Below are 24,549 nucleotides of genomic sequence, written 5' to 3' on the forward strand. Positions count from 1 at the left end.
GATGACAAGCGGGATCGCGCTCACGCTCAGTCTTTCGGACTTCGATTCCGCTCTCGCGCGGATCGGCGATGTGATCGAGCTCGACACCGGCGCTCTGGCAGCTGAAGTCGCCGCGCTTGGCGAAAGCCAGACGCGACGCCGCATCGACAGTGAAAAGAGCGCACCGGACGGTACTCCCTGGCCGCCAAACCGGGCCGGCACACCAACCCTCAAACAAACCGGCCGCAATCTTCTCGACAGTGTCGCCTCTGTCTCCGGCGCCGATTACGCCGAATGGGGTGCGACATGGGAATACGCCCACGTCCACCAGGAAGGCGCCGTGATCGAACCGAAGACCGCAAAAGTGCTCGTCTTCCAGGGACCGAACGGCAAGACATTCGCCAGGCGCGTCACGATCCCGGCACGGCCCTTCGTCGGCCTCTCTGACGACAACCGGGCGGAAATCTCCGACCTCGTCAGCGACTTCCTTTCCCGTAGCGGCGGGGTTGCACGATGAGCCTTTCAGAACTTGCTGCCGCATCGCCGATCGAGACCCTGCGCGCCGCGATCATCGCCGAACTGAAGCCACGTCTTCCCGGCGTCGAGATTACCAGCCACCCCGGCAAGCTCGATATCAACGACGTGGTCGCAAAGGCTGTCGTCGCCGCGCCTGGCGTCGCTCTTGGCTGGTCGCGCTTCCGGTCCGAGCGGCTCCTGGACGGACGCTTCGACGGCGTGATGGAATTTGCCGCTTACATCGTCACCGAGGATTACGCGGATATGGCCGCCCAGCGCCGTATTCCCCGCGATGCGCTCGCGCACGGGATTGGCTCCCGTATTCTTGAGCTCCTGGCCGACCCTGACGTCTCTGCATGGGAGCAAGCCGGCATCGACCGGCCGATGGCCGATCCCGCCCCGGCGCTAACGCCCATGTTCACGTCCCGGAGCTGGGACGCCGGCACCGCCTATTACGCGGTCACATGGAGCCAACGCCTCCATGGTCTCGGCACATCCTTCTTCGATCGGCCGGGCCTTTCGGGCCGGATCGACGAAGACGGTAACGGCGTCGTCGCACTTGGCGAAGACAGGGAACTGCCTGTCGAGCTCGCCGCCTTCCTCAAGGACGAGGAGGCTGGGCAATGATGGATGGCACATCGCCCATCGGTTCAGCCTTTCGCCGCCAGGCCCGCCAGATCGAGCGGCTCAACCGCCGCATCGCGCAGGCCGACATTCCAGGCAAGGTGCTTGCTAGCAGCCAGGACTACGAAACGCGGACGCTCCGCCTTGATCTTGGCCGCTCGGCCGATGGCCGCGTGATCAAGAGCCCGCCCGTCGCCTGGCCGCAGCAGGGCGCGGGCAAGGCGCGGCTTCATACGCCGCCGAAGGATGGCGAGCAGATGCGGCTTCGCTCTCCGTCTGGCGCTGTCGGCACCGGCAGCCTCGCCGATTGGGGCACCTATGACCAGGACACGGCGCCGCCGTCCGACAATGGCGACGAGGCGGTGATCGCCTTCGGCGACGACACGCTGATCCGGCTTACGGCCGATGCGATCGAACTCAATGTCGGCGGCAAGGGCTTCCGCCTGACAAGGGAAGAACTCGCCATGTCGACGGTCTTCCGAGCCAAGGGCGGCAGCCGCCCCGCTCACTTCCAGGGCGGTGTCGACAGCGCCGGCGATGCGGCCTTGAGCGGCAATGACAACGTGTTGATCTGAACAGGAGACAATCATGGCAAGACGCCCAACGACGACAAAGGACGAGACCGATCAGGCCGAAGGCACGCCGACCGCAGAGGTTCCCGTGCTCGAAACGAGCGACGTCTCCGTGCAGCCGGACCCGACCGAAGTTTCGCCTGAAACGGAGACGGAGCCGGACGAAAAGAAAGCCTACCGGGTCACTGAAACGGCGCCGCCGCGTGTTGCAGGTCGCCGCGTCAAGGCAGGCGACACGGTGCAGCTGACACCCGCGGAAGCCCTTTCGGAAGAGCTTCAAGGCTCCGTCGAAGCTGTTTCGAAGGCCGATTGAAGCCATGGGCACGATCATCCGATATCGCAGCGGCATGGATCGCCGGACGGGCCGTCTCCTTCAGGGGAAGGCCCATCTGGCGCAGTCGCTCGCCTTTATCTGGATGACGCGCCGCGACAGTGTCATCATGGCACTCAATCTCGGTTCCAATCTTCGCAGCGTCCTGGCCGAAGATATCGAGCCCGGCATTGCGCTTCTTCTCTATGATGAACTGATCACGAGCGCGCATGAGGTCGAGCCGGAATACCGCATCGACAATCTGCAATTCGTGTCACTCAGCCGCGACGGCGGTCTCGGCATCCGCCATGACGGCACTTATTACCCGGAAGGCCGCTTCGGAAACTACGCGATCGCCGAACCGTTCGGGCAGACCGCACCCTTTATCGCCCGCGAAACGATCACGCGCGCCACGGCGATCAGCGGGGCGGCGCCATGAGTTCGGCCGACACGCTCGATCTGTCCCGTCTGGACGCCGCCCCGCTGGTGGCGACCGATTTTTCAGAGACGCTTGCAACGCGCCTTGCAGCCTTCGCGGCGCTTTACGAACAGGTGCAGACGGCCAATCCGGGACTGCCTCCGCTCGATACGCTGACGATTCCGACCGAGCCGGTTCACATTCTGAACCGCCACTTCGCCGCCGCCGAAATGCTGATCGCTTCGAAGATCAACGCGGCAGCCGGGCAGCTTCGCCTGGCGAGCGCGGCCGGGCCCGCGCTGGATCATCTGGCGGCGACCTACCACCGCACCACACGCTTGCCCGGCGAAAGCGACGAAGAGCTGCGCGGCCGAGCGCAGCTTGCGCCGGAAGCGCTTGCCGAAATGGGTATGACGCCAGGTGGCTACATCTACAAAATCCGCACCGCCTTCGGCGACCGGATCAAGGATGTCCGGCCGATTAATCGCGGCGACGGCCATGTCGAGCTGCGCCTGCTCGGCCGGACCGGCAGCGGCGCGGTCGATAGCGAGACCCTCGCCGCAATCATCCGCGCTTTCCAGCCGGATGAGGCCGAACAGTCGACCGATATTGTCAGCGTCCTCTCCGCGAACATCATCACGCCGAGCGTCGATCTTGTTCTGGTCGCGCCACGTGGACCGGACCCGGCTGCCCTGATCGAAGCTGCGCGCCGTTCGGTCGCGACCTACGCTGCGGGTCTCCATCGGATCGGCAGTGCTCTCTACGTCCAGGCGCTGGGCGCCGCCGCCCATGTCGCACCCGTCACAACCGTGCGTGTTCGCTCTCCGCTTGCCGATCTCGTGATCCGTCCGGAACAGGCAGTCTATCTTGCGCCGGACGCGGTTTCGATTTCGGTCGAGGTGCAGTCATGATGACCGACCTCCTGTCAGGGACGATCGGCCCGGTCGAAGAGATCATGGCCGCCGTCACCGAAGCGCAGCTGTCGGAGCGTGCGGACGAAGCACTGAAGCTTCTCACGCTCTGGAACGCCTGGGACTGCCCGGCCGCAGAACTGCCTCTGCTTGCCTGGGCCCTGTCGGTCGAGGTGTGGGACGATGGATGGCCGCTCGACAAGAAGCGCCGCGTCGTGGCGGAAAGCCTCGCCCTGCATCGCCAGAAGACGACGATCGCGGCCGACCGCAAGGTCATCTCCTATATCGATGCGGAGCTGCTGACCTATCATCTGCCGCGCGACGGCTTTGCCATCGGCTCCGAAGTCGCCGGAGAAGACCGCCAGAAGTGGCTTCTGTCGCTGCCAGAGGTCCGTATCTATCCGCTACCGCCACGCCGCACGGACATCAGCGGACTGCCGGTTGTGGGCGATGAGCCGCTCCCCGGCACCTCCGAAATCGCGAAAGCGCGCCGTGCGGAATTGATCGGCAGGAATGAGACGATTCCGCTGATGTGCTCCGGCACGCGCCTTCGGCCCGACAACGTCCCCACCTCGGAGATTGAGCGCGTCACCATTCCAAAGCCTTTTCAGGCATCGTGCCAGGTCGGCACCGCCCCTTTCGACGCAGAGGTCGCGCCGGCGCCGGGTTTCGAAGCGATCTTCACCTTCGATTATCGCCGGCCCGGCGGCGCGATCGAGGCCGGGCGGCCATCGCTGAACCCGGCTGAGGTGACGCCGAAAATCGTTCCCATGCTGCGGGAGCCGGAAGACGCGATCGAGGACGGCGGAACGATCGACGCACCCCTTTCGCCCATGCCTGGGCCTGGCGGCTATTACCTCTCGATCCGGATCAATGATGGATCGGCCCCCGCCATCGAGGGCATCACCGGCTCTGCGATCGGCTACGGGCGTCTCGGCCGCAAACCCTTCACGAAGGAGCTTGGCGTTCTGATGCTTCGTGCCGATGAGCCCGCCATGCCCTTCGACGGGCCTTTGACGGACGATCCCGCCGACAGGGTCACAGCGCTTTATCAGGCGATCGGCGGCGTCCAGGCGCTGCGCGACACGGTCCATGTCGATCTCAACATGATCGAAGAACTGACCGTCGATGACGCCGACGACATCACCGAACAAACCCGCATCGACACAGCGCGGATCAAGCCAAGGAGATAAGCCATGTATTCACGTGTCACCATGGAAACGGGCCATCACGTTCGGCCGGTCGACATCGCCAATTTCGGCGCTTTTCCCCAGCAGGGCCTGGAAAGCGTCCTTCAGGACTTCCTCGAACGCGTCAATTCCTATGCCGGCTTCGCCACCACGATCGACGGGCTGACCCGTGTCCAGGTCGATCGCGGCCACGCCATGATCGGCGGACGGTTCTACCTTCGCGGCGAGGCCGGCCCCGTCGAACTGACCAGCGCCGTGCCCCTCAATGCCGGCAAGAGCGCCAAGGTCTGGATCGCGGCGCAGGGTGTCGATGACCGGAGCGATCCGACCGTGACGCGCGACCGGACGGTTGCCGTCGACGATGGCAATGGCGGATCGGTCAAGCAGGTCCAGACGGTCGATGCGGTTCCGAGCGTGACGAATATTGCCGAACTGACCGCGCTTGTCGGACCGTCTGGCGCGACCGGGTCGCCGCTTGCCGACCCGGCGGTGCCGACCAATACCGTGCCCTTCGTCGAGATCGTCCTCGATGGTGCGACAGGCGGCATCGTCGCGGGGTCTCTGCGGTCCTTGCCGCAGTTCCGGGCCGCCAACCTTCGCGACGTCTACATTTCGGTCCAGGCGCTGATGGCCCGTGATGCCGCATTCGCTGCCGAAATTCAGGCGCTCCGCAACGAAATGGTCGGCCTTCAGAAACAGCTTTCCGCGACGGCTTCGCCCACGGCGATTACCGGGCTCCTGGAGGATGTCGCGCATCTGAAGGACCTTGCCGACATTGAAGACGTCAATTCCGATGCGGGTTATGACCGCTTCCTGGATGAAGGCGAAAGCGCGACCGGCCATGTGGACTTCGCCGCCCGTGTCGAGGAAGGCGCACGCGCGCCCTACGCCAATGAGAACCGGGCGGCACTGGCCCTGAAGAGCCCGAACGATCAGCGGCTCATGCACGCCAATGCGGGGCTCGTCTTCCCGGCCTACGATCCGGTCATCGGCTTCTCGGTTCATGGTTCCGGTTCGACGCCGCTTGGCGGCACCGTCACCAATTCGATCCAGATCAAGGAAGGCATCCGGACGCGAAGCCGGGTCCGCTACGGTCAGGTTTTCAAGGTGTGCACCAACAGCAATTGGTGGCAGTCCGGCCGCTATAATCCGCTGACCGGCATCTTCACCCGCGCCGGCGAGCAGTACGAATATATTTCCGGCGACTACACGCGCAACCACCGCGGCATCCGCCTCAAGCAGGTGTTTCTCGATACCTGGCAGGAGCCTTACGTCTATCCCGAAGAGGTGACGCAAACGCTCACCGGCGTCATCAAATGCCAGACCTTTCAGCAGGGTCAGGATCGCTACGTGCCGGCGATCCGGCTCGGCCTTCTCTCCTGGGAGCCTGGCGCGGAGATCACGGCGACATTCATCGAGACCGATGAACGCGGTCCGCGGCCCGACCGGGCGCTGGGTTCGGTCACCGTGGCGGCCGAAGCGTTCAGGCAGTACGTCAATGGCGACCCGGCCACCATGACGCGCTTTGCCCTGCCGGTGCCGGTCTTTGCGAAGCGTGGCACCTATGGCGTGATCTTCACGGTCTCGGGCAATGTCACCGCAGCGCTGTCATCCATTGAAGACGGCACCTATCTCGGCGGCGACTATTACGAGAGCACGAGCGGCCAGCTGCTTGTCGGGTCGATCGACAGGGATCTCGCCATCGCGGTCGAATATTGCCACTTCCGCGCCACCACGCTCAACGTGCCACTCGCCAACCTCAATTTGGACGGCGGCATCGGCGGCGCGTCGATCATCTGCGGCGTCACGCGTCCGGAAAACACCGGCTATGCCTATCGCGCCTTCTCGGCGGGCGGCTGGAAGACGCTCGCCGCCATCCCCACAACGGCCTATGACGAGGCCATCTTCGGTAACGGCCTGCAGGCGACCTACGATTTCGAGGTACTGTTGACCGGCAATGAATGGGTCATGCCGGTGCTCGACCTGACGCAATCCGAGGTCGAACTGTTCCGGCCCGGAACCGAGATGCACCACGTCTCGGTCCCGCGCATCCTGCGCAACGGCATCGCCTATTCGAAACTCACGGTCCGGGCGCAATTCTCAAACTTTGACGAAGCCCGGCATACGCTCGGCTGCTACATCCGTGACGGCGCGGCGCTCGACAACCGGATCGATCCGATCGGGGCGCCGATCGTGAGCTATCTCAAGAACATTGATCGCCACCGCGTCGAATGGGTCTTCCCCGTCGATCCGGCCGACGGACAGTTCGAACTTCACCTGACCACCGAAACCGACAATGCAAACGTCCCGGTCTTCCCGGAATATTCGTATTACGAGGCGATGCCGGCCTGATCCGGCAGGGAGAGAAAGCGCATGGCGGATCCAGCACTCGACCCCGCGCGGCATCTGGCGCGGGGTGACGCCCCACTGATCGACGCCTTTCGGAAAGGCCTGCGCGAGCTGCACGAGCGGCTTCTGGTCACGACGGCGATTGTGGCCAAGCTCGACAGCCAGGAGCGGGCGGAGATCGACGCTCTGGTGCAGCGCTTCGCGGCGCAGTTCGGCACCGTTCTTCAGGACGCCGAAACCGTCATTCAGGCGATCCAGAGCGGCCAGTTCACAAGAGCCGCCGTGGTGGAAAGCGTGAGCTTCATGCCGACCGCGGAGCTGACGGTCACTCTCGACGCGCTCGATCCGCTCACCTTCGCCGTGACGCCCGTGGTGATGCTCGGCCGAACCGAGACCACGGAGGATTACGCGATTGCCCGCGTCATGGATTACAGCCCGGCGACGCGTCTTCTGACGGTTCAGATTCTTTCGGCCGAAGGCCAGGCCGGCCCGCATGATGACGTTCATGTCGAGGTCGGCGCGCTCTCCACATTGGCGCAGGCGGCGCAGCTGATCTCCGTCGAGGCGAAACGGGCGGAAGTGTCGGTGAACACGGTCGCAGTCGCGGCAGCGAAGACGGTCGTTCTGCAAGCCCGCGATGCGGTCCTCGACGCCTATGACCGCTTCGACGACCGTTATCTCGGCGAATTTGCCGCCGCACCATCGACCGACAATGATGGCGACCCGCTTCTCGGCGGAGCGCTCTATTTCGACACCACGGTCGAAGCAATGCAGGTCTTCACGGGATCGGCCTGGGTGGCGGCTTACGTCGCCGGTGGCATCTATGCGACCGAAGCCGAGCTGAACGCTCACACGGGCCGCGACGACAACCCGCATGGCGTGACGAAGGCGCAGATCGGGCTTGAGAACGTCGCGAACAAATCCGAAGCGGAGATGGTGGCTGCCGGCCCGGTAGCCGAAGCCATTGCCGCCAAACTGAATGGGCAACCGACTGAACTGGATGCGACCGGCGCGACCGCCTATGACTACAATGCACCGATGTTCATGGAGAGTGGTCGCTGGATGCAGGCTGGCGATGCTGGCGCAGCTGCTACCGCCAACCCACCCGCATTCTTAGCGCACTCTCTGGAGACAATCGCGACAGACGAAAAGGTTGTGCAGATCGCATACCTTCTCGCGAATGGGAGGCTTTCATCCAGGACTCTCAAAGATGGCGTGTGGTCAAAATGGGGACTTGGCCTAACCACAGATTCCATGTCCAGTGCCCCCGACTTCTCCGTCTCGCCTGAGGCGCCCGCCAAACGCAGCGCCATTAAAGCGTTCGTTGAAGAAACGCTCGAGGCTGGTATTGGGGCCAAGGCGCTCGGTGAGGGGCAAGCTTGGCAGAATAAGCAGGGCTCTCGAACTTACAACACCAGCTACCAGAACACCTCCGGCCGCTCGATCGAAGTCGTGATGTCCTATTCTAGCGGTGGGAGTAGCGGGCGAACTGTTCAGACGTCGAGTGACGGCGTCACCTGGATTGAAGTCGCTCAAGTCTCTAGTAGTAGCAGCGTTCTTGCGGGTACATCTTTTGCCGTACCGAACGGCCACTATTACCGGATCAATGGCAGCGTCTCTATCTTTTCGTGGGCGGAGTTGAGGTAATGAGTGAGCATTGTTTTTACCATCCAGATCGGGGTTGCTGGCAGACCACGGATCAACCATCCGCAGATACCCTCGCAGGGTACCCGGAGGGCACTTTCGAGATTCCCCTGAAGCCGGGACCGGATTTTGACTATGAAGGATCGGGATGGGTTGAGAGGCCAGCGCAGCCCCCAAGCTGGGAAGACGTTAACGCTTCACGGGATCGGCACATCGCCGAAGGAAAAGAATTCACGATCTTGGGATACGGGGCGCCTATCCATCTGACCGGCCGAACCCGCGACCTGGTGATCTATCAGAGCCGGCTTTCCTCAGCCGAGAAAATGCTCGCTGCAGGAGATACCGCCTCGACGCTGGTCATCCGCGATGGCGGCAACATCAACCGGCATCTGACAGCGGGCCAGACAGTCGAACTCATTACGAAGGCAATGAATTGGGTGGAGGCGGTGATGAAGATGTCGTGGGATATGAAGGATGGCCATGGCGACTTCCCCTATGGCATTCCGCCGGACTATGCCGAGCGCTGGCCATAATCGACGCCTGACCTCACCAGTACGTTTACTTTGTCAATAGGCTAACAGTCAGGGCAGCCGCAGAGTGAAGGTCTGACCACTCCAGCACGATCGAAGTTTAAATTCTTTTCCAATTCGCCGTAACAGCTGTATTAGGCTGCCGCATCGAAGTTCGACAGTTGCAGGGGAGGTCGGCAGCGGATGCGACCAGACAGAAACGAGATAGTTCTGGCCGATTTTAAGGGGACCGAATGTTCGATCATAAGCGATGGTCTGCCAGATAGGCTTTGGATGAATGTCGAAGGACCGACGTCGCGAACGCAAGATTGGGCAGCAATTGCAATGGTCTATCCTGCCATGTTTCGTCGGCAGGCGCTGAAGATCGAGGGAGCGATCTCAGAGACGCTTCTACGTTATCTCCGAGATGATATTCAAACAGTTCTGAAGGCCTACGATCCTCGGCTAGCTCGAGTGCCTGTTAATGTCGAAGAGACTCATCGAAATCGCGAAATTACATCGCGAACAGCGACGGGGTTTTCCGCAGGAGTCGACAGCTTTTTCACCCTAGGAACCCATCCCGAGATTACCGATCTCACAGTCTTCAATGTCGGAGCCATGGGTAAGGGCCGACCTAAAATCTTCGAGCGATATTTGCGTCGCACTCATGACTATGCGGCAAGGAAAGGTTTAGGCGCGATCACCGTAGATAGCAACTTGGATAAGATTTTTTCAGCCGCGACATGCAAAAAGGTAAATTTTCAAAAGACACATTCGTTACGCAATGCGGCAGCTGCCATGGCATCGGGAATAAGCAACTACCTTTACTCTTCCGGCGTGGATTACAACGCAGTTGCCATCCAACCGCATCGAGATACTGCCTATCTCGATGCAGTTCTACTTCCCTTGTTAAGTACGGAGTCGCTCAGAATTCATTCTGCCGGGTCGTCCTATACAAGAGTTGAGAAAACGCTTTTTGTTTCCGAGCTGCAAGATGCATGCGAAATGCTGGATGTCTGCGCCGGCAACCCAACGACAAGGTTTGGATTGAGCAAGCCTAATTGCTCGAAATGTTGGAAATGCGTCGAGACGCTGCTAACGCTCGAGGCGGCCGATAGGTTGGAGTTATTCGAGCCAGTGTTCGACATTGATTTCTATAAATCGAATCGAGACGAACTCCTGCTAGATCTGCTCATCGGCAAACACAGGCATGATCGCGCCGCAATCGAGACGTTTGATTTCGCCCGAAAAAGGGGGGTTCACCTACCGAATAACATACAAGTCACTCTATGGCGGCTTCGAAGACACCTTCGACGGAAAGCAGCAACAGGCTGAGTACGCCGTTGAAAGCCGCTTTGAAGAGCACTAGCGTTCGCGACGTGCTCGCCGGATTAAAGCGCTGACAGCTGTCAGCCTCTCTCGCCTCCACTCCTCCCGCCTAATGTGCCTCCGAGAGCAACACGCCCCGGAGCATTTCGTTCATGGCCAGCACTTCCGCCAATGTCGGCGTTCGCGTCCTATCCGACCTGCGCAGCACCACGGCCGCGATCGACACGCGCGATTCCACCGCGATCGGCCTTTGCCTGCCTCTGCCGAACATTCCCGACACCAACGCCATTCCATTCGACGAGCCTGTCCGGATCGCAACCGATGATCCGGTTCAGCTGGCGGCTCTCGGTCCGGGCCTCGCCTATGATGCGATCCGCCAGATCAAGGGCGAAGGGATCGAGACCGACATCGTCTTTGTCCGCGCCCAGGACGGCGCTGATCTGGAAACGCAGATCGGCCACATCTCCGGCGACGCCAATGCCCATACCGGCGTCTGGGCGCTGGCCGAAGCACTCTCCCACCTTCAGATCGAACCTGGCCTGATCATCGCACCCGGCTATGACAGCCAGCGGCTCGACAATGCGGCCAATCCGGTGGCGACGGCGATCGATGCCGTCTGCGATCGGATCATCGACTGCATGGGCGTCGTCAACACACCCGAAACGTCGCGCGAAGCGGCCGCCGAATATGCGAACGACTTCGCCACCTCCCTCAACATGATCGCGATGTATCCGCAGGGGCGCTATTTCTTCGACGGCGCGACCGTTTCGCGGCCTCTGAGCCCGGCGGTCGCCGCCGCGACGGTCCGGCGCGACAAGGAAGCCGGCAGTCCTTACAAAGCGGCCTGGAACAGGCCGCTCAAGGGCGTCACCGGCATGTCGCAGATCGTCACCTATCAGGACGGCCGTTCCGACCACGACGCCAACTATCTCGTCCAGCGCGGGGTCGGCACCGTCATCGAGGGCAAGCTCCTCTGGGCACCCTTCTCGACGGCCACCGATCCGACCACGGTCGGCTATCGCTCGATCAAGCGCATCCGGACGCGCCGCGCCATCGAAAAGGCGATGCTGCGGCCGCTGCGCCTCTACCTCTCCGAGGACATCACGCCCCATGCGGTGACCCTTCTCTTCCAGTCGCTCTCCGAAGCTCTGGAAGAGCGCATCTATGCCGGCGCGATCATTCCCGGCTCGGAAGTCATCTTCGACAAGGGTCTGAACCCGACCAACCTGCTGCGCGCTGGCGGCATGCGCGTGAAGCTGCGTTTCGAGGAGACGCCGGACCTCACGGACCTCGGCATCCATTCAGAGCCGCAGCCGGAGGCGTTTGACGTCCTTTCCGACAACATCCGTGTCGCCCTGGAGCGCATGAGCGCGGCCGGCATCCGCTACGTCGCCTGACCGGCCAGCCCAAGAGGACCTTCCATGGACAGCATCATTCACGGCGCCAACTGGTACATTGGCGAGATCAACCAGAAGAAGCGGCTGGAAGCCTGCGCGGTGCCGAACCTTCAGATGGCGCGCGAGCGGCTCAATTTCGGCTGGTTCGGTTTCGAACTGCCGACCGATATCGAACCGCCAACCTTCGAGTTCAGCCTCTACGGAACGCATCCCGACGTGATGAGCCGTTTCGGCCGGGAAGCCGGCGACTGGACCACCTTCACCTATTACGAGCGGCTGCGCGATATCGAGGCGGGCCGCAATCTCGGCCGCGTCGTCATCATCAAGGCGCTGCTGACCTCGATCAGCCAGCCGCGCGTGATCGGCAAGCGCGCCGACGCAACCCGTTATGGCGGCGGCGGTGTGTGGTTCTATCACGACATCTATAACGGCCAGACGGTTCACAAATTCTCGGTCCCGAACCAGACCCTCGTCATCGATGGCGTCGACTATTCGGCGGAATCGAACCGGCTTCTGGCGGTCTGATCATGAAGCCCGACACGGAAACCGAAACGACCGATCTTGCCGTCGATGCGTCCGAAATCCCGCTGCCGCCCGAAGAGCTCTCGCGCGACTGGGATGCCGAGCCGGAAGCGGCAGAGGCCGAAAAGGCCAAGGTCGAAGACACACCGCCTGCCGAAATCGCCGAACTCGACTTTCTTGAGGAGCCATCGGTCACGGTGACGCTTCGCTACCCGTTCCGCTTCGACGGCCGCGAGGTCCGCACGGTCACCATCCGTCCTCTCAGCGTTGCGGAGACGGGCGGCGTCATCCAGGCCAATCGCGATGCGAGTGTCCACGATTTTTACGCGGTGATGACCGGCCTGCCCGCAGCTGTGATCCGCGCCTTGCCGGGCGAGGACGGCGAGGCGGTGACGGGGGCCGCCTTCGATTTTTTGCCCCGCTTCATGAGGGGCGGCGGCTGAACGCCGATCCGCGCCGCTGGCGGCGCATGGCGCTCGCCTTTTGCCGCTTTTCCATGACGCCCCTGCCCGCCGTCCTTTCCATGGTCTGGGGCGATTTTCTCGCCTGGTCGGACGAAGCCGGCCTGATGGCAAAGGCTGAGAGGGAAACGCCCGATGGCTGATTTCGACGTCTCCCTGCGTTTCGGCATCGATTTCCGGAAGGAAGAGGGTCGCGCCGTCTCCGGCGCGCTCGACGACATCCGCAAGCAGCTCGACCAGCTCGGCCGTCAAAGCGGCGTTCGGCTTCAGGCCGATGCGCTGAACGATCTTGAGCGGGCAGCAGAGAAGGCGCGCCGCGCCTATCGCGGTGTCGGAGATGCCGAGGACCGGTTGAAGCGGCCGGATGGCACCGAAGCGCTTCTGCGAGAGACCCGCCGTCTTGGGGCCGAACTCGACCGGAACACCAGCCGGACACGCGAATTGCGTTCGACGGTCGAGGGCCTGAAGAGCGCCCGCGGCGCCGAAGCGATCGCCGGCGACATCACGCGGATGCGCCGGGCATCCGACCAGGCCGAAAGCCGCCTGCGCGTGCTTGGCCTCGCGGCGAAGGAGCTCGGAGACGCGCCGGGCGCACGCAAACTCCGCGAAGAGATGGACCGGCTGGGCCTTGCCGGTGAAGAGGCGCGTCGCGAGATCGGCCTTGTCGACGACGAGGTAAGGAAGCTTGGCCGGTCGACCGGCGCCGAAAGGCTGGAGCGGGATCTGAAGGGCGCCGGGCGGGAAGCGGGCGAACTGGAACGCCGGCTGGAGCGGGTCGATCGCGCCGGGCGGCGGCTTGGCGGGAGCCGAGGTGTCGGTGTTGGGCGGGCTATCGAGTCCGCTGCCGACCGCTCCGGCATCGGCATGGTCGCCGGCGTGCCCGCAGCCTTCATGGGCGGAACTGCTGTCGCTGTCGGCGCTGCGGCGGGTGGGGCGATCTATGGCGGCACCTTATCGACCCGGCGCGCGATCAGCGTTGAATCGGCAATGGCAAGCGTCAAGCGTGCCATGAAAAACCCGTCGCCCGATCAGCTGGCCATTATCGAAGGGGCGATCCGCACGACATCACAGGAGACAGGCCAGCCGATCGAAGAGATTGCTGCGCTCGTCGCCGAAGCCGCGAAGTCCGGCACGGCCTATGACGGCCTTCTCGATGTCACGCGCCTTGGCGGACGCTACGCGATCGCCGCCGAAATGTCGCCGGCCGGTGCCGGCAAGACGCTGGCCGAACTGCGCAATCAGTTCGGTCTGAACACGGCGGGCATGACGGCGCTGGCGGACTCGATCAACTACGTTGCCGACAATTCGAACACCACCGAAGCGGTTATCGGCGACTTCGTTCGCAAGGCGGGCACGGAAGGCGCCAGCCGCTTCGCGCCGGAAGACCTCGTTGCCTTCGGAGCGATAACCGGCGGCGTGGGGCAGAACCCCGCAGAAGCCGGCAATGCGTTCGGCAAGACCGTGCAGCGGCTGATGAATGCGCCGGCGCTTCGCGACCGGGATATGAACCGCGCGCTCGGGCGCCTCGGTTTTTCGGCGCGCTCTGTCCAGAAAGGCATGGTGGACGATCCGACGAGCACGATGATGTCGATCCTGGAAGGGCTTTCGAAGCTGGAGCCGGCGCAACGCTCCATGGCCCTCGAAGGGATTGGCGGCATGGAATATGGCGGCAAGCTGGGCGTGTTGGTTGACCAGTTGCCGGCCCTGCGGCAAGCCCTTTCCGATTCCAGAAGTCCAGAGGCGCAAGGTTCGGTCGACGCCACCTTCAAGATATTCAATGAAACAAGCGAACAGCGCATCGCCCAGGCACTGGCTTCGATTGGTGATCTCGGCAGCGAGATCGGCAAGAGCTTCGTGCCAGCGGTCAACGATTTCGCCATGTGGGTCTCGCGCCTCGTCGGCGGCTGGGCCGAAGAGATGCGCGACGCCGATGCGGTCGACCGCGCTCTGAGTGCCGCCGAGGAGGGCCGGCCGATCGATCCCGTTGATCGCCAGCGTTTCGCTGGCAGGGTAAGCGCCGACCGGGAGCGTCGCGCCAGGACGCTCCGTGCCGTGCGGCGGGGTAAGGCGGCCGCCTCAGAGGATGTCGGCACCGTGGTCTCCGACGAGATCGAAAATCTTGAAGGACAGATCGCCGACCTCCAGGCGCAGCTCGACGGCCGAAGCGCCAATCTTCGTGAACTTCCAGGCGGCGTGGCGCCGGTGGACCCCGCTGCGGATAATCTGCGCGACGAGATCATGCGTCTTCGCATGGCGATCGAGGATCTTCGAAAGGGCTTTGAAGCGGCTCCAAAAGCAGAGGGGATCAGCTTCGAGGGTGGCTCTGGTGGCGCCCGCATGTGGTACGCGAACGCACGGACGTCCTCGTCCGGTAGCGGTGGCGCTCGCCTCTGGAAGGCGTCCTATGGCGGCGAGAATTTCTCGGCCGGTGGTTCAGGCACGGCGGCCGCCTATACCGGTCCGGCAAGCTATGGCGGCACCGCGCCCGGCGATCTTTCCGGTTCGGCCATCGGCCCGGCACCACAGATGCGCGCCAGGCTAATGCGTGATCTCGTTGGCAGCTACGCGCTCACACCTGAACAGGCCGCCGGCATTGTCGGCAATCTCGATCATGAGAGCGGCGGCTTCACCAGCTTGCAGGAGAAATCCCCGGTCGCCGGGCGTGGCGGAGCAGGTCTGCCCATGTGGACGGGACCGCGCCGCCGCGCTTTCGAGAAATTCGCGGCCGCCAACGGTCTCGACCCCTCATCCTATGAGGCGAACTGGCGTTTCATGACGGAAGGCGAACCGGACGAATGGAACCGCGCCCTGGACGCCGTGCGCGGCCAGACGAGCACGGACGGGGCCATGCGCGCCTTTGAGCGGACTTACGAACGCGCCGGCGTGAAGAACTACAGAAGCCGGGGTGACCGCGCCGCCGCCGCGCTTTCAGCCTATCAGCAGGCAGAAACCCACGAAGCTGGCGTCGGACGTCTCGCACCACTCAGCTACACGAACACAGGGGCGATCCGGTCACAGAAGGTAACGCCGGAGCTGGAGGAACAGATCCGGCGCGGCGTCCAGGCCGTCTATGGCGATGGGTACAGCGTTGAGGTCTATTCGGGCGGCCAGCCGAAGAAGGGGTCGGGTCTCGCCCGCATCGGATCGACCCGCCATGATGGCGGCCGGGCGGCCGATCTCTACGTGGTCGGTCCGGATGGCAAGCGCGTCACCGGGGACCAGCTCGCTCGCCTGGGTCAGCACTGGGCCGCTTCCGGACACGGCGGCGTTGGTCTCGAAATGCGTGGCGGCGGCATCCATCTCGATAATCATCGCGACCGTGCAAAACACTGGAACTACGCAAATGAGCGGGGGCGTTACACGGCCGGGCAAGCCGCCGCGATGCGTGATGGCCTCGCCGGCATTCCCCCCGCCTATGCCGACCCCGACGCGCTCGATCCCGCCCGCTACGCCGAAGATGGCTGGGCGAAGAGCGGACGTCCGGTTCCCTTGCCGAAGGCCCGCCCCGAGCGCGCCCCGGCTGCGCGCGGCGCCACAACGACAGTTCACAATTATCACGGCGTCGATCCGCAGGTGATGGCGCTCCGCGCCCAGCGCCGCCAGCGTCGCGATATCGCCATGGCCGAAGCGCGGGCCATGCACGATACCGCCGTTCCGGCCGCATAAGGACCGAAGCGATGGCCACACGAACCCACTGCTCAATCGGCAAGGCCCAGCTGAAAGTGATCGGCCTCAATCCCGAGATCATCAATCTGGAATCCGAAGCGCGCTTGCCCGGTGCGCCGACCTGGCGCGGGATGGACTATCAGGCGACCGGCATGGGTGAACGCCGCATTCTGATCCGCGCCCGTACCGCGCCGCATCTGGTCGGCGGCCTCGATGCGCTCGATTGGCTGTTCGTCCACCAGGAGCGCCAGGAGGCGGTCAATTTCCTGCGCCTCGGCACCAATTACATGGCGCGCCGGATCGGCACGGTTGGCGTGCGCTTCGTCGGTGTCGAGGAAACCAAACTCCACCCGCTGGACGGGCGCGGCCGCATCGTGGAGGTGGAGATCGACCTCGTGGTGCTCGGAGGGCGCGCGCGATGAGACGGGCCGTGACGGATGCACCGATCCGCCTCGACAGGCTCGCCAAAAGCCTTTTCGGCAGCGAGCAGAGCGGCACGGTCGAGGCGCTGCTGGCCGCCAACCCACTTCTGGCTCTCTCCCTGCAGGTCGATTTCGTCGTGCCGGCCGGGACCGTGCTCTCCATTCCGGAAACGGTCGAGACGCCCGCCGACCGACTGACCCGGCCGTGGGAGTAAGCAACCATGCGGACCCCTGAAATCGTCATCACAGGGCCGGACGGCCGCAATCTTGCCGAACGCCTGGCCGACCTCTTCATCGGCGTCCGGATCAGCGATCTTGCCATGGGCGAAGCGGATGAACTGCAGATCCGCTTTCGCCGCCAGCGGCCCTATCTGCAGCCGCCCGCCGCCGACACCGAATTTCGCGCCGCGATCGGCTGGAAGGGTGGCCCTTTGAGCGAATTCGGCACCTTTCGCTATCAGAGAACGCTTTATACGGGCGAACCGGAGAGCGGCCAGGAGATGGTGCTGGTTTGCCGGGCGGTGGAAATGAGCGATGGCTGGAAGGGCGTCGACTCCGAGCATTTCGACGAGGAGAACGGCCACCGGACCTATGGCGACGTGCTGCGGACGCTCGCCAGGCGCGAGGGATTGCCAGCCGCGATCGACCCGGCAATCGACGCACTGGAGCTGCCGGGCGGCTATCTTCTGCGCTGGCGGCAATCGGCGGTCGGACTGGCCTCGGAAATCGGCGAGGATCTCGGCGCGATCGTCAAGCTGCAGGCCGGAAAACTGACGGTTCGGCGGCGCGGGACATCACAGACGCCATCGGGATCGAGCCTGCCGCCGATCGTCATCCCTTTCGATCCAAACCGCTCCTTTCAGGTCGATATCGAGCCGCGTTACGGCGTCGCTTCTGTCGCGGGGGGCTGGTTCGATGCGTCGGCCGGGCGTCCAAAGGAAGCACTGGCGCAGCTCGGCCGTGGCTCCGCCCGGATCGGCCTGCCGCATCTTTTCGGCTCCGAACAGCTTGCTGCGGCGGTTGCCGGCGCCGCGGCCGCGCGCATGGAAGCGGAGACAGCCAAGGCGATCTTCGAGATGGAGGGCGATGCCCGCGCCGTCGCCGACGCGCCGGTCCGCCCGCAAGGCTTCGGGCCGGACATCGACAATATCAACTGGATTGCGCTGGCCTGTTATCACGAAGCGGGACCGGAAGCCGGATGGTCGACGATCGTCGAAGCGGAAATGGGCTGGTTCTGATGGCGTCAGTCGGCTTGCGGAAAGGTGCGGCATCTGACGAGGCGGGGATCGTCGAGCTCCTCGATCCAAAGGCTCATGCCGGGGATGGCCACCCGCGCCTCGCGGTAACCCGAACTGTTTTTCTTCGCGACCGCCTCCTCCAGAAGACGCCGTCCCATCTCGGGGTTGAGGTCGTTCCGCCACATGCGCATGGCGGCAATGCAGGCAGCGTCCAGATCGGCCGGATCGGCGGCGTAGGAAAGCGCCACCTCGATGCCTTTCGGATTGACCCGGAATTGAAGCCCTGCCGCTTCGCCTATGCAGTTGCTCTCGGAGCATTCGAAATTCGTCGCAATGCCGCCTTCCTGCAAAAGCCTTTCGGAGAACATCCGACCGAAAGCCGATTTGATCGCGGCATCCTTCAGGCGGTCCTGTTCGGTGTAGACATACTCGTCTTCATTCTCTGCAGTTTCAGCAACAGAGGGCGAAGCGATAAGGCTGATCGCAATCGCCGCGACAAATCGTCTCATCCGATGCCTCCATAATCCGGGCGTCCGGAGCGAACGCTCCGATGACGGGCCTAGATTGGCGTCCCGACCCGTCAGACAGCACAAAGAGATAACTGCCCCGCCCGGCTCGCTTTCGCAAGCCGCCGGAAGGTGGACAGAAGTCGTTAGAGAACCATGAAGAAGGACATCCGCTGCGTTTCGTGCCAGGCGCTGCTTTTCAAAATTGCATCAACCAGGGGGCAGACGCCCGCTCGTCTGCCGGGTATAGAAATCAAGTGCCGCCGATGCGGCGCACTCAACGCTTTCAGGGCCGACGAGCCCGATTGAACCGATCGCCACAGAGCGCCTCTTTCGAAAGGATGCTTATGTGGCTTCACATACCACCCAGCTTCACGGGATTGCCCTCTGCGCCGGCGTCGGCGGAATGGAGCTCGGTCTCCACGTCGCAGAACCCGGATACCGAACTGTTTGTTACGTCGAGCGGGAAGCCTTCGCTGCGTCGGTGCTCGTGGCGCGGATGGCAGACGCGGCCCTGGATCACGCACCTGTCTGGGATGACGTTACCACCTTCGACGGCCGCGCTTGGCGCGGCAAGGTTCATATCCTCACTGCCGGCTATCCCTGCCAGCCATTTTCATTCGCCGGCCGGCGAAACGGGGCTGACGATCCCCGGCACCTGTGGCCCCATGTCGAGCGGATCGCACGGGAGGCCCGACCCGAATGGCTGTTCTTCGAAAACGTCGAAGGTCATCTCACTTTGGGAGCCGCCGAAGTCTTCGACGCAATACGGGCCATGGACTACACGCCTAAAGCAGGCCTGTTCTCAGCGCTCGAAACGGGTGCGAGCCATCTTCGGCGACGGCTCTTCGTTGTGGCCCACGCCAACGAAATCCCTCTACTGCAACAGGGCGGAGATCGAGTTTGCGAGTCACGGCCTGCGCTTCAGGAACGATCCGACGCAGGTCGGCAAGCAACTGGCCCTCGGCAAGGTAGCACGCACCTGGACGCTGATGTGGCTCATGGCGAAGGCAATGGGAATGCGGCCCCAAACGAATGGCGACTTCCGACTTTCGCGCCCCCTCCACATCACTTTGCGGACTGGGGCGCGATACTCGGCCGGCGACCTGAACTTCAACCCGAACTTTTCGGACTGGATGATGGGATGGCCGATCGGATGGACCGATCCGATGCGGCCGGTAACGGAGTGGTCAGTCTGGCTGCGGCATATGCGTGGCGAACTCTCAAGGCTGCCCATCTGAGGGCCAGACCTTAGCCGTCACGCTTGGCGCAGGGCCTCCATAATCCTGCGTTTGGCCTCGGCATCATGCTCGGGCGGCAGAAGCTCCTCGATTGAGTAGAAGACCCGCTTGGCGACATCCTCCGGGGTCGCCGGCTTCTTCTCTTTCTGCCGCTCCTTGATAGCCTTCATTTCGGTTTCTTTTCGTAGGGTACGGCCTTCTGCGCCTCTCCGATCAGGCGTTCGGCTGTCCTTTGGCGGCGTGTGTCGGCGCATTCGGCGATCGTCATCTCGATGTGGTAGGTCAGAACGTCGGCATCGGCCGCGATTGCCATTTCGCGGAGCTGCAGGAGCATTCCGTGGATATAGGCGAGATTATCGCACGGCCGTTCAACCATATCGCCCCCCTCTGCTCTGGCTTGACAATGCTGTGGGGAGGGGCAGAATCTTTCGTGAAGTGACACCCGTTTCAAAAAATCGAGCCAGGCTTGAATCAAATTCGAGTCGTAGGGTTTCCGATTTGAAGACAGTACTGGCCAAAATGCCATGAGAGACGAGTGGAGCGAGCTCCCGGCATCGACGAAACCCTCCCCGGATGCGGTACCTAAAGGACCACTTCGTGTCATTGAGGGTGGGCAGTCCATGGAAGGGTTCGAACGCGTGCGTTCCATCATCGCCACGCAGAGCGTGCCGGATCCTGTGGTCGGCAATCTGGTGCACAAGTTTTTCTACGCGCTTGGAGACGAGAACGAGGCGGTCACAACGGCCTATCGTTCCTATAAAGCGTTCGAGCGGGCGCTGATCCAGGAGCAGCCTTCCGGGGAGATCGAACCTTTGCGCCAAAAGGCGCTGGATGATCTCGATATCGCCGATCACCTGGCGCGCCACTAGCCCGCCTCCTTCCTGCCTGACGTCGCGATCTGCGGCGCCGAGAATTGGTCCATCAGCGCGGGCGGCAGCGTAACGTCAAAGAAGCTGCGCATTCGGGAGAGGGTGCGCTCGCTGATGGTCAGGAGAAGGGGCACGACCTTCGCCCCGCCGAACTCTGTCTCGCGGGCCAGCACGTCGACCTCGATGCCGACGTCCCAGAGATAGGGAATGACGTCTGGCGTGATCTGGAGGGAGAACTGGTTGTAACCGGACGCATAGGCCCACTCCACAACGCCGAGATAAAGCCATTGAGCCGCCACGCTGTAAGCCTCGATCCCCTCTTTACGAAGATCCGGCAGAACGGTCCCTCTGGACCATTCGGCGATATGCGGGCCTCGCGGCACTTTCGCGCCACGCAGGAGCTGTGGGTAGGCATCGGAAAGGAGATGCGGATAAATCGTCGATCGCGTCCGGCAATAGGCGACCAGGCGGCGATCGATCACGACGGCAAAATGAGTCGTGTGTTCATCGTCGAACGGGTCGAACTCGCGTTTGTCCTTTCGCGCCAGATCAGTCCAGCCGAGATAATCCACGAAGACGGCATGGCGGTATCGATAGAGACCGTCCAAGATCAGACGTTCATCGATGTTCGATCCATGACCCTGAACGATCCGCAGCATATATCATCTCTCCCTTTAGAAAGATGATCCCCTTGGCCCTCCGACCTGTAATGTCCGTAAAAATACCTAATCGATAAAGTTGTGCCGGAGGGCTGTAGCCACCGCCTGAACTCGGGTGTTCGCCGACAGTTTCGCCATTGCACGTTTGAAATGGGTATCGACGGTCCGTGTCGAAAGGTTGTGAAGTTGAGCGATGTCCGCGGTCGTCAATCCATCGGACGACCAGGCAAGGCAGTCACGCTCTCGTGTGCTGAGTGCAACAAGATCCCTCTCCAGGGTGGACGAACGCGGGGCGCTCGACGATAGCCTCTGCGCGGCCTCGTAGGCATAGAGCGCGAACAGGCGGATCGCGGCGATATCTTCCGGCGATGGCTCAAATGGATCGGGCCCGGCAAAGGACATGCCGGATATCGTATGGGGCTGGTCGCGCACCGGCACGATCAGGCCGTGGCCGAGACCTCTCGCATCGGCGACCTCCCGGAACATCCCCGTTTCCTGCATGGGCGGAATCTTCTTCCACGCCTCAGCGTTGAGGAATGGCTCCGATTCCTGTGTCATCATGCGGATCGTCGGATCGACCTGCCAGTAACGACGGCTCTGATACTCGGTGAGCCATCCCTTCGGCCATCCATCCATAAGAACGAAGGTCTCGCCGCGTGGTGCGCGCAGATGGATGCCACCCATCAGAAAATGACGCAAACCGAGATGTTCAATGAAGGCGTCGATATGAAACCGGAGCTCGTCGAGCGTCTGGCATTCCGCGCTCTCTCTGACGAAGTTGAAAGCGTCATCCTGCAACCGTCCCACCGCGCCCCTCCCAGCGAAATTTACCCGGCGGAAGGGAAGCGTCTTTTAAGAATTTAATCAAGTTTTTATAGCTTCGGACGGGCTCGAAGGCGACGGGAGCGAAGGACGAGATGGACCTGATGAGCCGATATCGTCCACGCCGGGGCGACTCATGAGATGATGGTGACCTGGAACAGGAGGCCGCAATGTCGCCATCGATCACTATTCGAACCATCGCCGATTACCATCTCCACGATCACGCCCTGACGGCCTATTGCCGTCGATGTAACCGGTTCGCCGATCTGGACATTCCGGAGCTGGCGAAGAAGTATGGCGACTGGACCCCGGAGCGGCTGGCCCTTCGCATGGTCTGCAAGGATGAAACCTGCCGGGCGCGCGATGTGGGCTTTCTGGTGAGCGGCCATCGGAAAAACAGGGTTTGAGGCATCATGGGCGGCTGGGACAAACATCCGGATTATGGTGGGCCCCGGCCGACACGCCTCGGCACTCTTGCCCTCGTTCTCGTGATAGCCGCTATCATTGTCGGCGTGACCACCTGTTCCCTGCGCGCCGATCCGATCATGGGAAAGGCCAACGCGGTGATCGACGGCGACGGCCTCGTTGTGGACGGTGTCGAAATTCGCCTGTGCGGGATCGATGCGCCGGAGTTCCAGCGCCCGGGCGGCCGCGAGGCAACCGACTACCTTCGACGGTTGGTCGCCGGCCGTGAAGTGATCTGCATTCGTGTTGGAGAAGGATCGGTCTGCGACGGTCGCTCGCGGCCGAGGAGCTATGACCGTGTGGTCGCGCAGTGCTTCATCGGCCAGACCGATCTGGCCGGTCAGATGGTCCGCGCCGGCCACGCGGTCGATTGGCCACGCTTTAGCGGCGGCGCCTATCGATAATCGAGTTTCAATGCCGCTTCGAAAAGCCTTCGGAACGCGTGAAACTTGCTGCCACCTGAAGTGGCGCGCAATGCCAAATGAACTGGCGCGCTACACCTTGTCCCGCCTCGCGGATCGCACACCCGAGGAGTAGGGGAGCCTGTATGCGACGGATGGTGATCGACAAAAATGGCGGAGAGGGGGGGATTCGAACCCCCGATACCCGTGAAGGTATGCCGCATTTCGAGTGCGGTGCATTCGACCACTCTGCCACCTCTCCGCAGCTTGCCGGTCCACGAACCGGCGGTCGAACGCGCACTGCATAATCAGGGCATCGCCGCTTCACAAGCCCAAAATATGCAAATCTGCGTCAGCGACCCCGTCAGAACTTGACCTTCCGCCAACAATTCAATAGGGGAACGCCAGCCTGCGGGAGCCTTGCACTCCGGCGGGCTTTTCCGTTCGCTATCGTTGCGAATGGGCGAAACGCCGCAAAACGCGGCCAAAACTGACAAAAAGACGGACGGTACTGCGCTCTCTGAACAGCCAGGCCAGATCCGGATGAACAAGGATGAAGAAAATGTTCGCAGTCATCAAGACAGGCGGCAAGCAGTATCGCGTTGCTGCCGACGATAAGATCACCATTGAACGCCTCGCAGGCGAAGTCGGTGACACCATCACTTTCGACAGCGTTCTGATGATCGGCAATGGCGACGATATCCAGATCGGCGCGCCGCTTCTGGACGGCCTGACCGTTTCCGGCGAGATCGTCGATCAGCATCGCGGCAAGAAGGTCATCAGCTTCAAGAAGCGTCGCCGCCAGAACTCGCGCCGCAAGAAGGGCCATCGCCAGCTTCTGTCGACCGTCCGCATCACCGAGATCGCCGGCGACAATGACGGCGCCAAGAAATCGGCCAGCAAGGCCAAGAAGCAGGACGCCCCGAAGACGGAAGCCGCAGCCAAGCCGGCAGAGACCAAGAAGGCCGCCAAGTCGGAAGGCGCCGACGATCTGAAGACGATCAAGGGCATCGGCCCGAAGGCCGCCGAGCAGCTCAACGATGCCGGCATCACCACCTACGCTCAGCTTGCAGAGCTGACCGATGAAAAGATCGAAGAGCTGGACGCCAACATGCCGTTCTCGGCAGCGCAGTTGAAAGACTGGCGCGAGCAGGCCCAGGGCCTCGCTGGCTAAGACCGCTTTGACCGGAGGCGCACCCGCCTCCATAGTGAACAATCGAGTGCGCGTCGGCTGATCCGGCGCATAGGAGAGAAAAGATGGCACATAAGAAAGCAGGCGGCTCGTCCCGCAACGGTCGCGATTCCGCCGGCCGCCGTCTCGGCGTCAAGAAGTTCGGTGGCGAAAAGGTCATTCCGGGCAACATCATCGTGCGCCAGCGCGGCACCAAGTGGCACCCGGGCGACAATGTCGGCCTCGGCAAGGATCACACGATCTTCGCCCTCGTCGAAGGCAATGTCTCTTTCCGCACCCGCGCGGGCGGCAAGGTCTATGTCTCGGTGGACGAGCTGCAGCAGGCCGCCGAGTAAAT

General features: G+C 62.6%; 31 protein-coding genes, 1 tRNA gene and 1 pseudogene. 27 read left to right on the plus strand and 6 right to left on the minus strand.

Features of this window, described 5'->3' with window-relative positions; all coding sequences use genetic code 11:
• Position 1 precedes the first annotated feature (1 nt).
• The 19 genes from D8780_RS12420 (at position 2) to D8780_RS12505 (ending at position 18,057) form a co-directional block, all read left to right on the plus strand.
• Complete coding sequence (locus tag D8780_RS12420; RefSeq protein WP_121645880.1) at positions 2-496, plus strand: phage virion morphogenesis protein; 495 nt, start codon at positions 2-4, stop codon at positions 494-496.
• Positions 493-1,122, plus strand: coding sequence for a hypothetical protein (locus tag D8780_RS12425; RefSeq protein WP_121645881.1), 630 nt, complete (start codon positions 493-495; stop codon positions 1,120-1,122). The genes D8780_RS12420 and D8780_RS12425 overlap by 4 nt, the downstream gene beginning before the upstream one ends.
• Positions 1,119-1,694, plus strand: coding sequence for a phage baseplate assembly protein V (locus D8780_RS12430; RefSeq protein ID WP_121645882.1), 576 nt, complete (start codon positions 1,119-1,121; stop codon positions 1,692-1,694). Before D8780_RS12425 ends, D8780_RS12430 begins: the two co-directional genes overlap by 4 nt.
• A gap of 13 nt (positions 1,695-1,707) precedes the next feature.
• Positions 1,708-2,004: a hypothetical protein gene (locus tag D8780_RS12435; protein WP_121645883.1), complete on the plus strand. Its 297-nt coding sequence runs from the start codon at positions 1,708-1,710 to the stop codon at positions 2,002-2,004.
• 4 nt (positions 2,005-2,008) lie between these two features.
• Positions 2,009-2,440, plus strand: coding sequence for an integrase (locus D8780_RS12440; protein ID WP_121645884.1), 432 nt, complete (start codon positions 2,009-2,011; stop codon positions 2,438-2,440).
• Positions 2,437-3,330, plus strand: a complete 894-nt coding sequence (locus D8780_RS12445) for a baseplate J/gp47 family protein (protein ID WP_121645885.1) — start codon at positions 2,437-2,439, stop codon at positions 3,328-3,330. Before D8780_RS12440 ends, D8780_RS12445 begins: the two co-directional genes overlap by 4 nt.
• Positions 3,327-4,523 carry a phage tail protein I gene (locus D8780_RS12450; RefSeq protein ID WP_121645886.1) on the plus strand — a complete coding sequence of 399 codons (1,197 nt, stop codon included), beginning with the start codon at positions 3,327-3,329 and terminating at the stop codon, positions 4,521-4,523. The genes D8780_RS12445 and D8780_RS12450 overlap by 4 nt, the downstream gene beginning before the upstream one ends.
• Positions 4,524-4,526: 3 nt before the next feature.
• A complete protein-coding gene (locus D8780_RS12455) occupies positions 4,527-6,872 on the plus strand; it encodes a hypothetical protein (RefSeq protein ID WP_121645887.1) in 2,346 nt (781 codons plus the stop codon).
• Positions 6,873-6,893: 21 nt separating this feature from the next.
• Positions 6,894-8,516 carry a pyocin knob domain-containing protein gene (locus D8780_RS12460; protein WP_121645888.1) on the plus strand — a complete coding sequence of 541 codons (1,623 nt, stop codon included), beginning with the start codon at positions 6,894-6,896 and terminating at the stop codon, positions 8,514-8,516.
• Positions 8,516-9,046, plus strand: coding sequence for a DUF4376 domain-containing protein (locus D8780_RS15845; RefSeq protein WP_210209464.1), 531 nt, complete (start codon positions 8,516-8,518; stop codon positions 9,044-9,046). Before D8780_RS12460 ends, D8780_RS15845 begins: the two co-directional genes overlap by 1 nt.
• 270 nt (positions 9,047-9,316) lie before the next feature.
• Positions 9,317-10,357, plus strand: a complete 1,041-nt coding sequence (locus D8780_RS12470) for a hypothetical protein (protein WP_147440317.1) — start codon at positions 9,317-9,319, stop codon at positions 10,355-10,357.
• 146 nt (positions 10,358-10,503) lie between these two features.
• Complete coding sequence (locus tag D8780_RS12475) at positions 10,504-11,748, plus strand: phage tail sheath protein (protein ID WP_121645891.1); 1,245 nt, start codon at positions 10,504-10,506, stop codon at positions 11,746-11,748.
• Positions 11,749-11,772: 24 nt separating this feature from the next.
• Entirely contained in the window at positions 11,773-12,273 is a 501-nt protein-coding gene (locus tag D8780_RS12480) for a phage major tail tube protein (RefSeq protein ID WP_121645892.1), read from the plus strand.
• A gap of 2 nt (positions 12,274-12,275) precedes the next feature.
• Positions 12,276-12,713: a phage tail assembly protein gene (locus D8780_RS12485; protein WP_121645893.1), complete on the plus strand. Its 438-nt coding sequence runs from the start codon at positions 12,276-12,278 to the stop codon at positions 12,711-12,713.
• A gap of 26 nt (positions 12,714-12,739) precedes the next feature.
• Entirely contained in the window at positions 12,740-12,874 is a 135-nt protein-coding gene (locus tag D8780_RS16015; RefSeq protein WP_281004570.1) for a hypothetical protein, read from the plus strand.
• The gene (locus D8780_RS12490) at positions 12,867-16,397 is read left to right on the plus strand and encodes a phage tail tape measure protein (RefSeq protein ID WP_121645894.1); all 3,531 of its coding nucleotides are present in this window, start codon (positions 12,867-12,869) and stop codon (positions 16,395-16,397) included. The genes D8780_RS16015 and D8780_RS12490 overlap by 8 nt, the downstream gene beginning before the upstream one ends.
• A gap of 11 nt (positions 16,398-16,408) precedes the next feature.
• On the plus strand, positions 16,409-16,819 hold the full coding sequence (locus D8780_RS12495; protein ID WP_121645895.1) for a hypothetical protein: 411 nt from the start codon (positions 16,409-16,411) through the stop codon (positions 16,817-16,819).
• The gene (locus tag D8780_RS12500; RefSeq protein ID WP_121645896.1) at positions 16,816-17,034 is read left to right on the plus strand and encodes a tail protein X; all 219 of its coding nucleotides are present in this window, start codon (positions 16,816-16,818) and stop codon (positions 17,032-17,034) included. The genes D8780_RS12495 and D8780_RS12500 overlap by 4 nt, the downstream gene beginning before the upstream one ends.
• Before the next feature lie 6 nt (positions 17,035-17,040).
• A complete protein-coding gene (locus D8780_RS12505) occupies positions 17,041-18,057 on the plus strand; it encodes a hypothetical protein (RefSeq protein WP_121645897.1) in 1,017 nt (338 codons plus the stop codon).
• A 5-nt stretch (positions 18,058-18,062) separates the two neighbouring features.
• Here the strand turns inward: D8780_RS12505 and D8780_RS12510 are convergent, their stop codons facing one another.
• On the minus strand, positions 18,063-18,566 hold the full coding sequence (locus D8780_RS12510; protein ID WP_121645898.1) for a hypothetical protein: 504 nt from the start codon (positions 18,564-18,566) through the stop codon (positions 18,063-18,065).
• Between the two features lie 153 nt (positions 18,567-18,719).
• Here D8780_RS12510 and D8780_RS16065 point away from each other — a divergent pair, with 153 nt between their 5' ends.
• The 3 genes and pseudogenes from D8780_RS16065 (at position 18,720) to D8780_RS15945 (ending at position 19,804) form a co-directional block, all read left to right on the plus strand.
• On the plus strand, positions 18,720-18,872 hold the full coding sequence (locus D8780_RS16065) for a Com family DNA-binding transcriptional regulator (protein WP_121645899.1): 153 nt from the start codon (positions 18,720-18,722) through the stop codon (positions 18,870-18,872).
• Between the two features lie 97 nt (positions 18,873-18,969).
• A pseudogene (locus D8780_RS15940) lies at positions 18,970-19,380 on the plus strand (DNA cytosine methyltransferase); the annotation flags it as partial.
• 34 nt (positions 19,381-19,414) lie between these two features.
• Positions 19,415-19,804: a hypothetical protein gene (locus tag D8780_RS15945; RefSeq protein ID WP_245412420.1), complete on the plus strand. Its 390-nt coding sequence runs from the start codon at positions 19,415-19,417 to the stop codon at positions 19,802-19,804.
• Positions 19,805-19,821: 17 nt separating this feature from the next.
• Here D8780_RS15945 and D8780_RS15770 read toward each other — a convergent pair whose 3' ends face one another.
• Together D8780_RS15770 and D8780_RS12525 are read right to left on the minus strand one after the other, a co-directional pair.
• Positions 19,822-19,974 (minus strand): hypothetical protein, encoded by a 153-nt coding sequence (locus tag D8780_RS15770; protein ID WP_158598505.1) that lies wholly within the window; start codon positions 19,972-19,974, stop codon positions 19,822-19,824.
• Complete coding sequence (locus D8780_RS12525) at positions 19,971-20,180, minus strand: hypothetical protein (protein ID WP_121645900.1); 210 nt, start codon at positions 20,178-20,180, stop codon at positions 19,971-19,973. The genes D8780_RS15770 and D8780_RS12525 overlap by 4 nt, the downstream gene beginning before the upstream one ends.
• Positions 20,181-20,424: 244 nt before the next feature.
• On the opposite strand from D8780_RS12525, the gene D8780_RS12530 reads away from it, so the two are divergent.
• Complete coding sequence (locus tag D8780_RS12530) at positions 20,425-20,673, plus strand: hypothetical protein (protein WP_121645901.1); 249 nt, start codon at positions 20,425-20,427, stop codon at positions 20,671-20,673.
• On the opposite strand, the gene D8780_RS12535 is transcribed toward D8780_RS12530, so the two are convergent.
• Complete coding sequence (locus tag D8780_RS12535) at positions 20,670-21,332, minus strand: acyl-homoserine-lactone synthase (RefSeq protein ID WP_121645902.1); 663 nt, start codon at positions 21,330-21,332, stop codon at positions 20,670-20,672. The genes D8780_RS12530 and D8780_RS12535 overlap by 4 nt on opposite strands.
• A gap of 66 nt (positions 21,333-21,398) precedes the next feature.
• A complete protein-coding gene (locus D8780_RS12540; protein ID WP_121645903.1) occupies positions 21,399-22,139 on the minus strand; it encodes a helix-turn-helix transcriptional regulator in 741 nt (246 codons plus the stop codon).
• A gap of 185 nt (positions 22,140-22,324) precedes the next feature.
• Between D8780_RS12540 and D8780_RS12545 the strand changes: the two genes are divergently transcribed.
• Positions 22,325-22,561 carry a hypothetical protein gene (locus D8780_RS12545; protein WP_121645904.1) on the plus strand — a complete coding sequence of 79 codons (237 nt, stop codon included), beginning with the start codon at positions 22,325-22,327 and terminating at the stop codon, positions 22,559-22,561.
• A 6-nt stretch (positions 22,562-22,567) separates the two neighbouring features.
• Complete coding sequence (locus tag D8780_RS12550) at positions 22,568-23,023, plus strand: thermonuclease family protein (RefSeq protein ID WP_121645905.1); 456 nt, start codon at positions 22,568-22,570, stop codon at positions 23,021-23,023.
• Positions 23,024-23,192: 169 nt separating this feature from the next.
• Here the strand turns inward: D8780_RS12550 and D8780_RS12555 are convergent.
• Positions 23,193-23,282: transfer RNA gene (locus tag D8780_RS12555), tRNA-Ser, on the minus strand.
• A 300-nt stretch (positions 23,283-23,582) separates the two neighbouring features.
• Between D8780_RS12555 and D8780_RS12560 the strand changes: the two genes are divergently transcribed.
• Positions 23,583-24,194, plus strand: a complete 612-nt coding sequence (locus D8780_RS12560) for a 50S ribosomal protein L21 (protein WP_121646554.1) — start codon at positions 23,583-23,585, stop codon at positions 24,192-24,194.
• Positions 24,195-24,277: 83 nt separating this feature from the next.
• Positions 24,278-24,547 (plus strand): 50S ribosomal protein L27, encoded by a 270-nt coding sequence (gene rpmA, locus D8780_RS12565; RefSeq protein WP_121645906.1) that lies wholly within the window; start codon positions 24,278-24,280, stop codon positions 24,545-24,547.
• The last annotated feature ends 2 nt before the right edge of the window (positions 24,548-24,549 follow it).

Origin of the sequence: Notoacmeibacter ruber (assembly GCF_003668555.1) — a bacterium.
Classification (GTDB): Bacteria; Pseudomonadota; Alphaproteobacteria; order Rhizobiales; family Rhizobiaceae; genus Notoacmeibacter; species Notoacmeibacter ruber.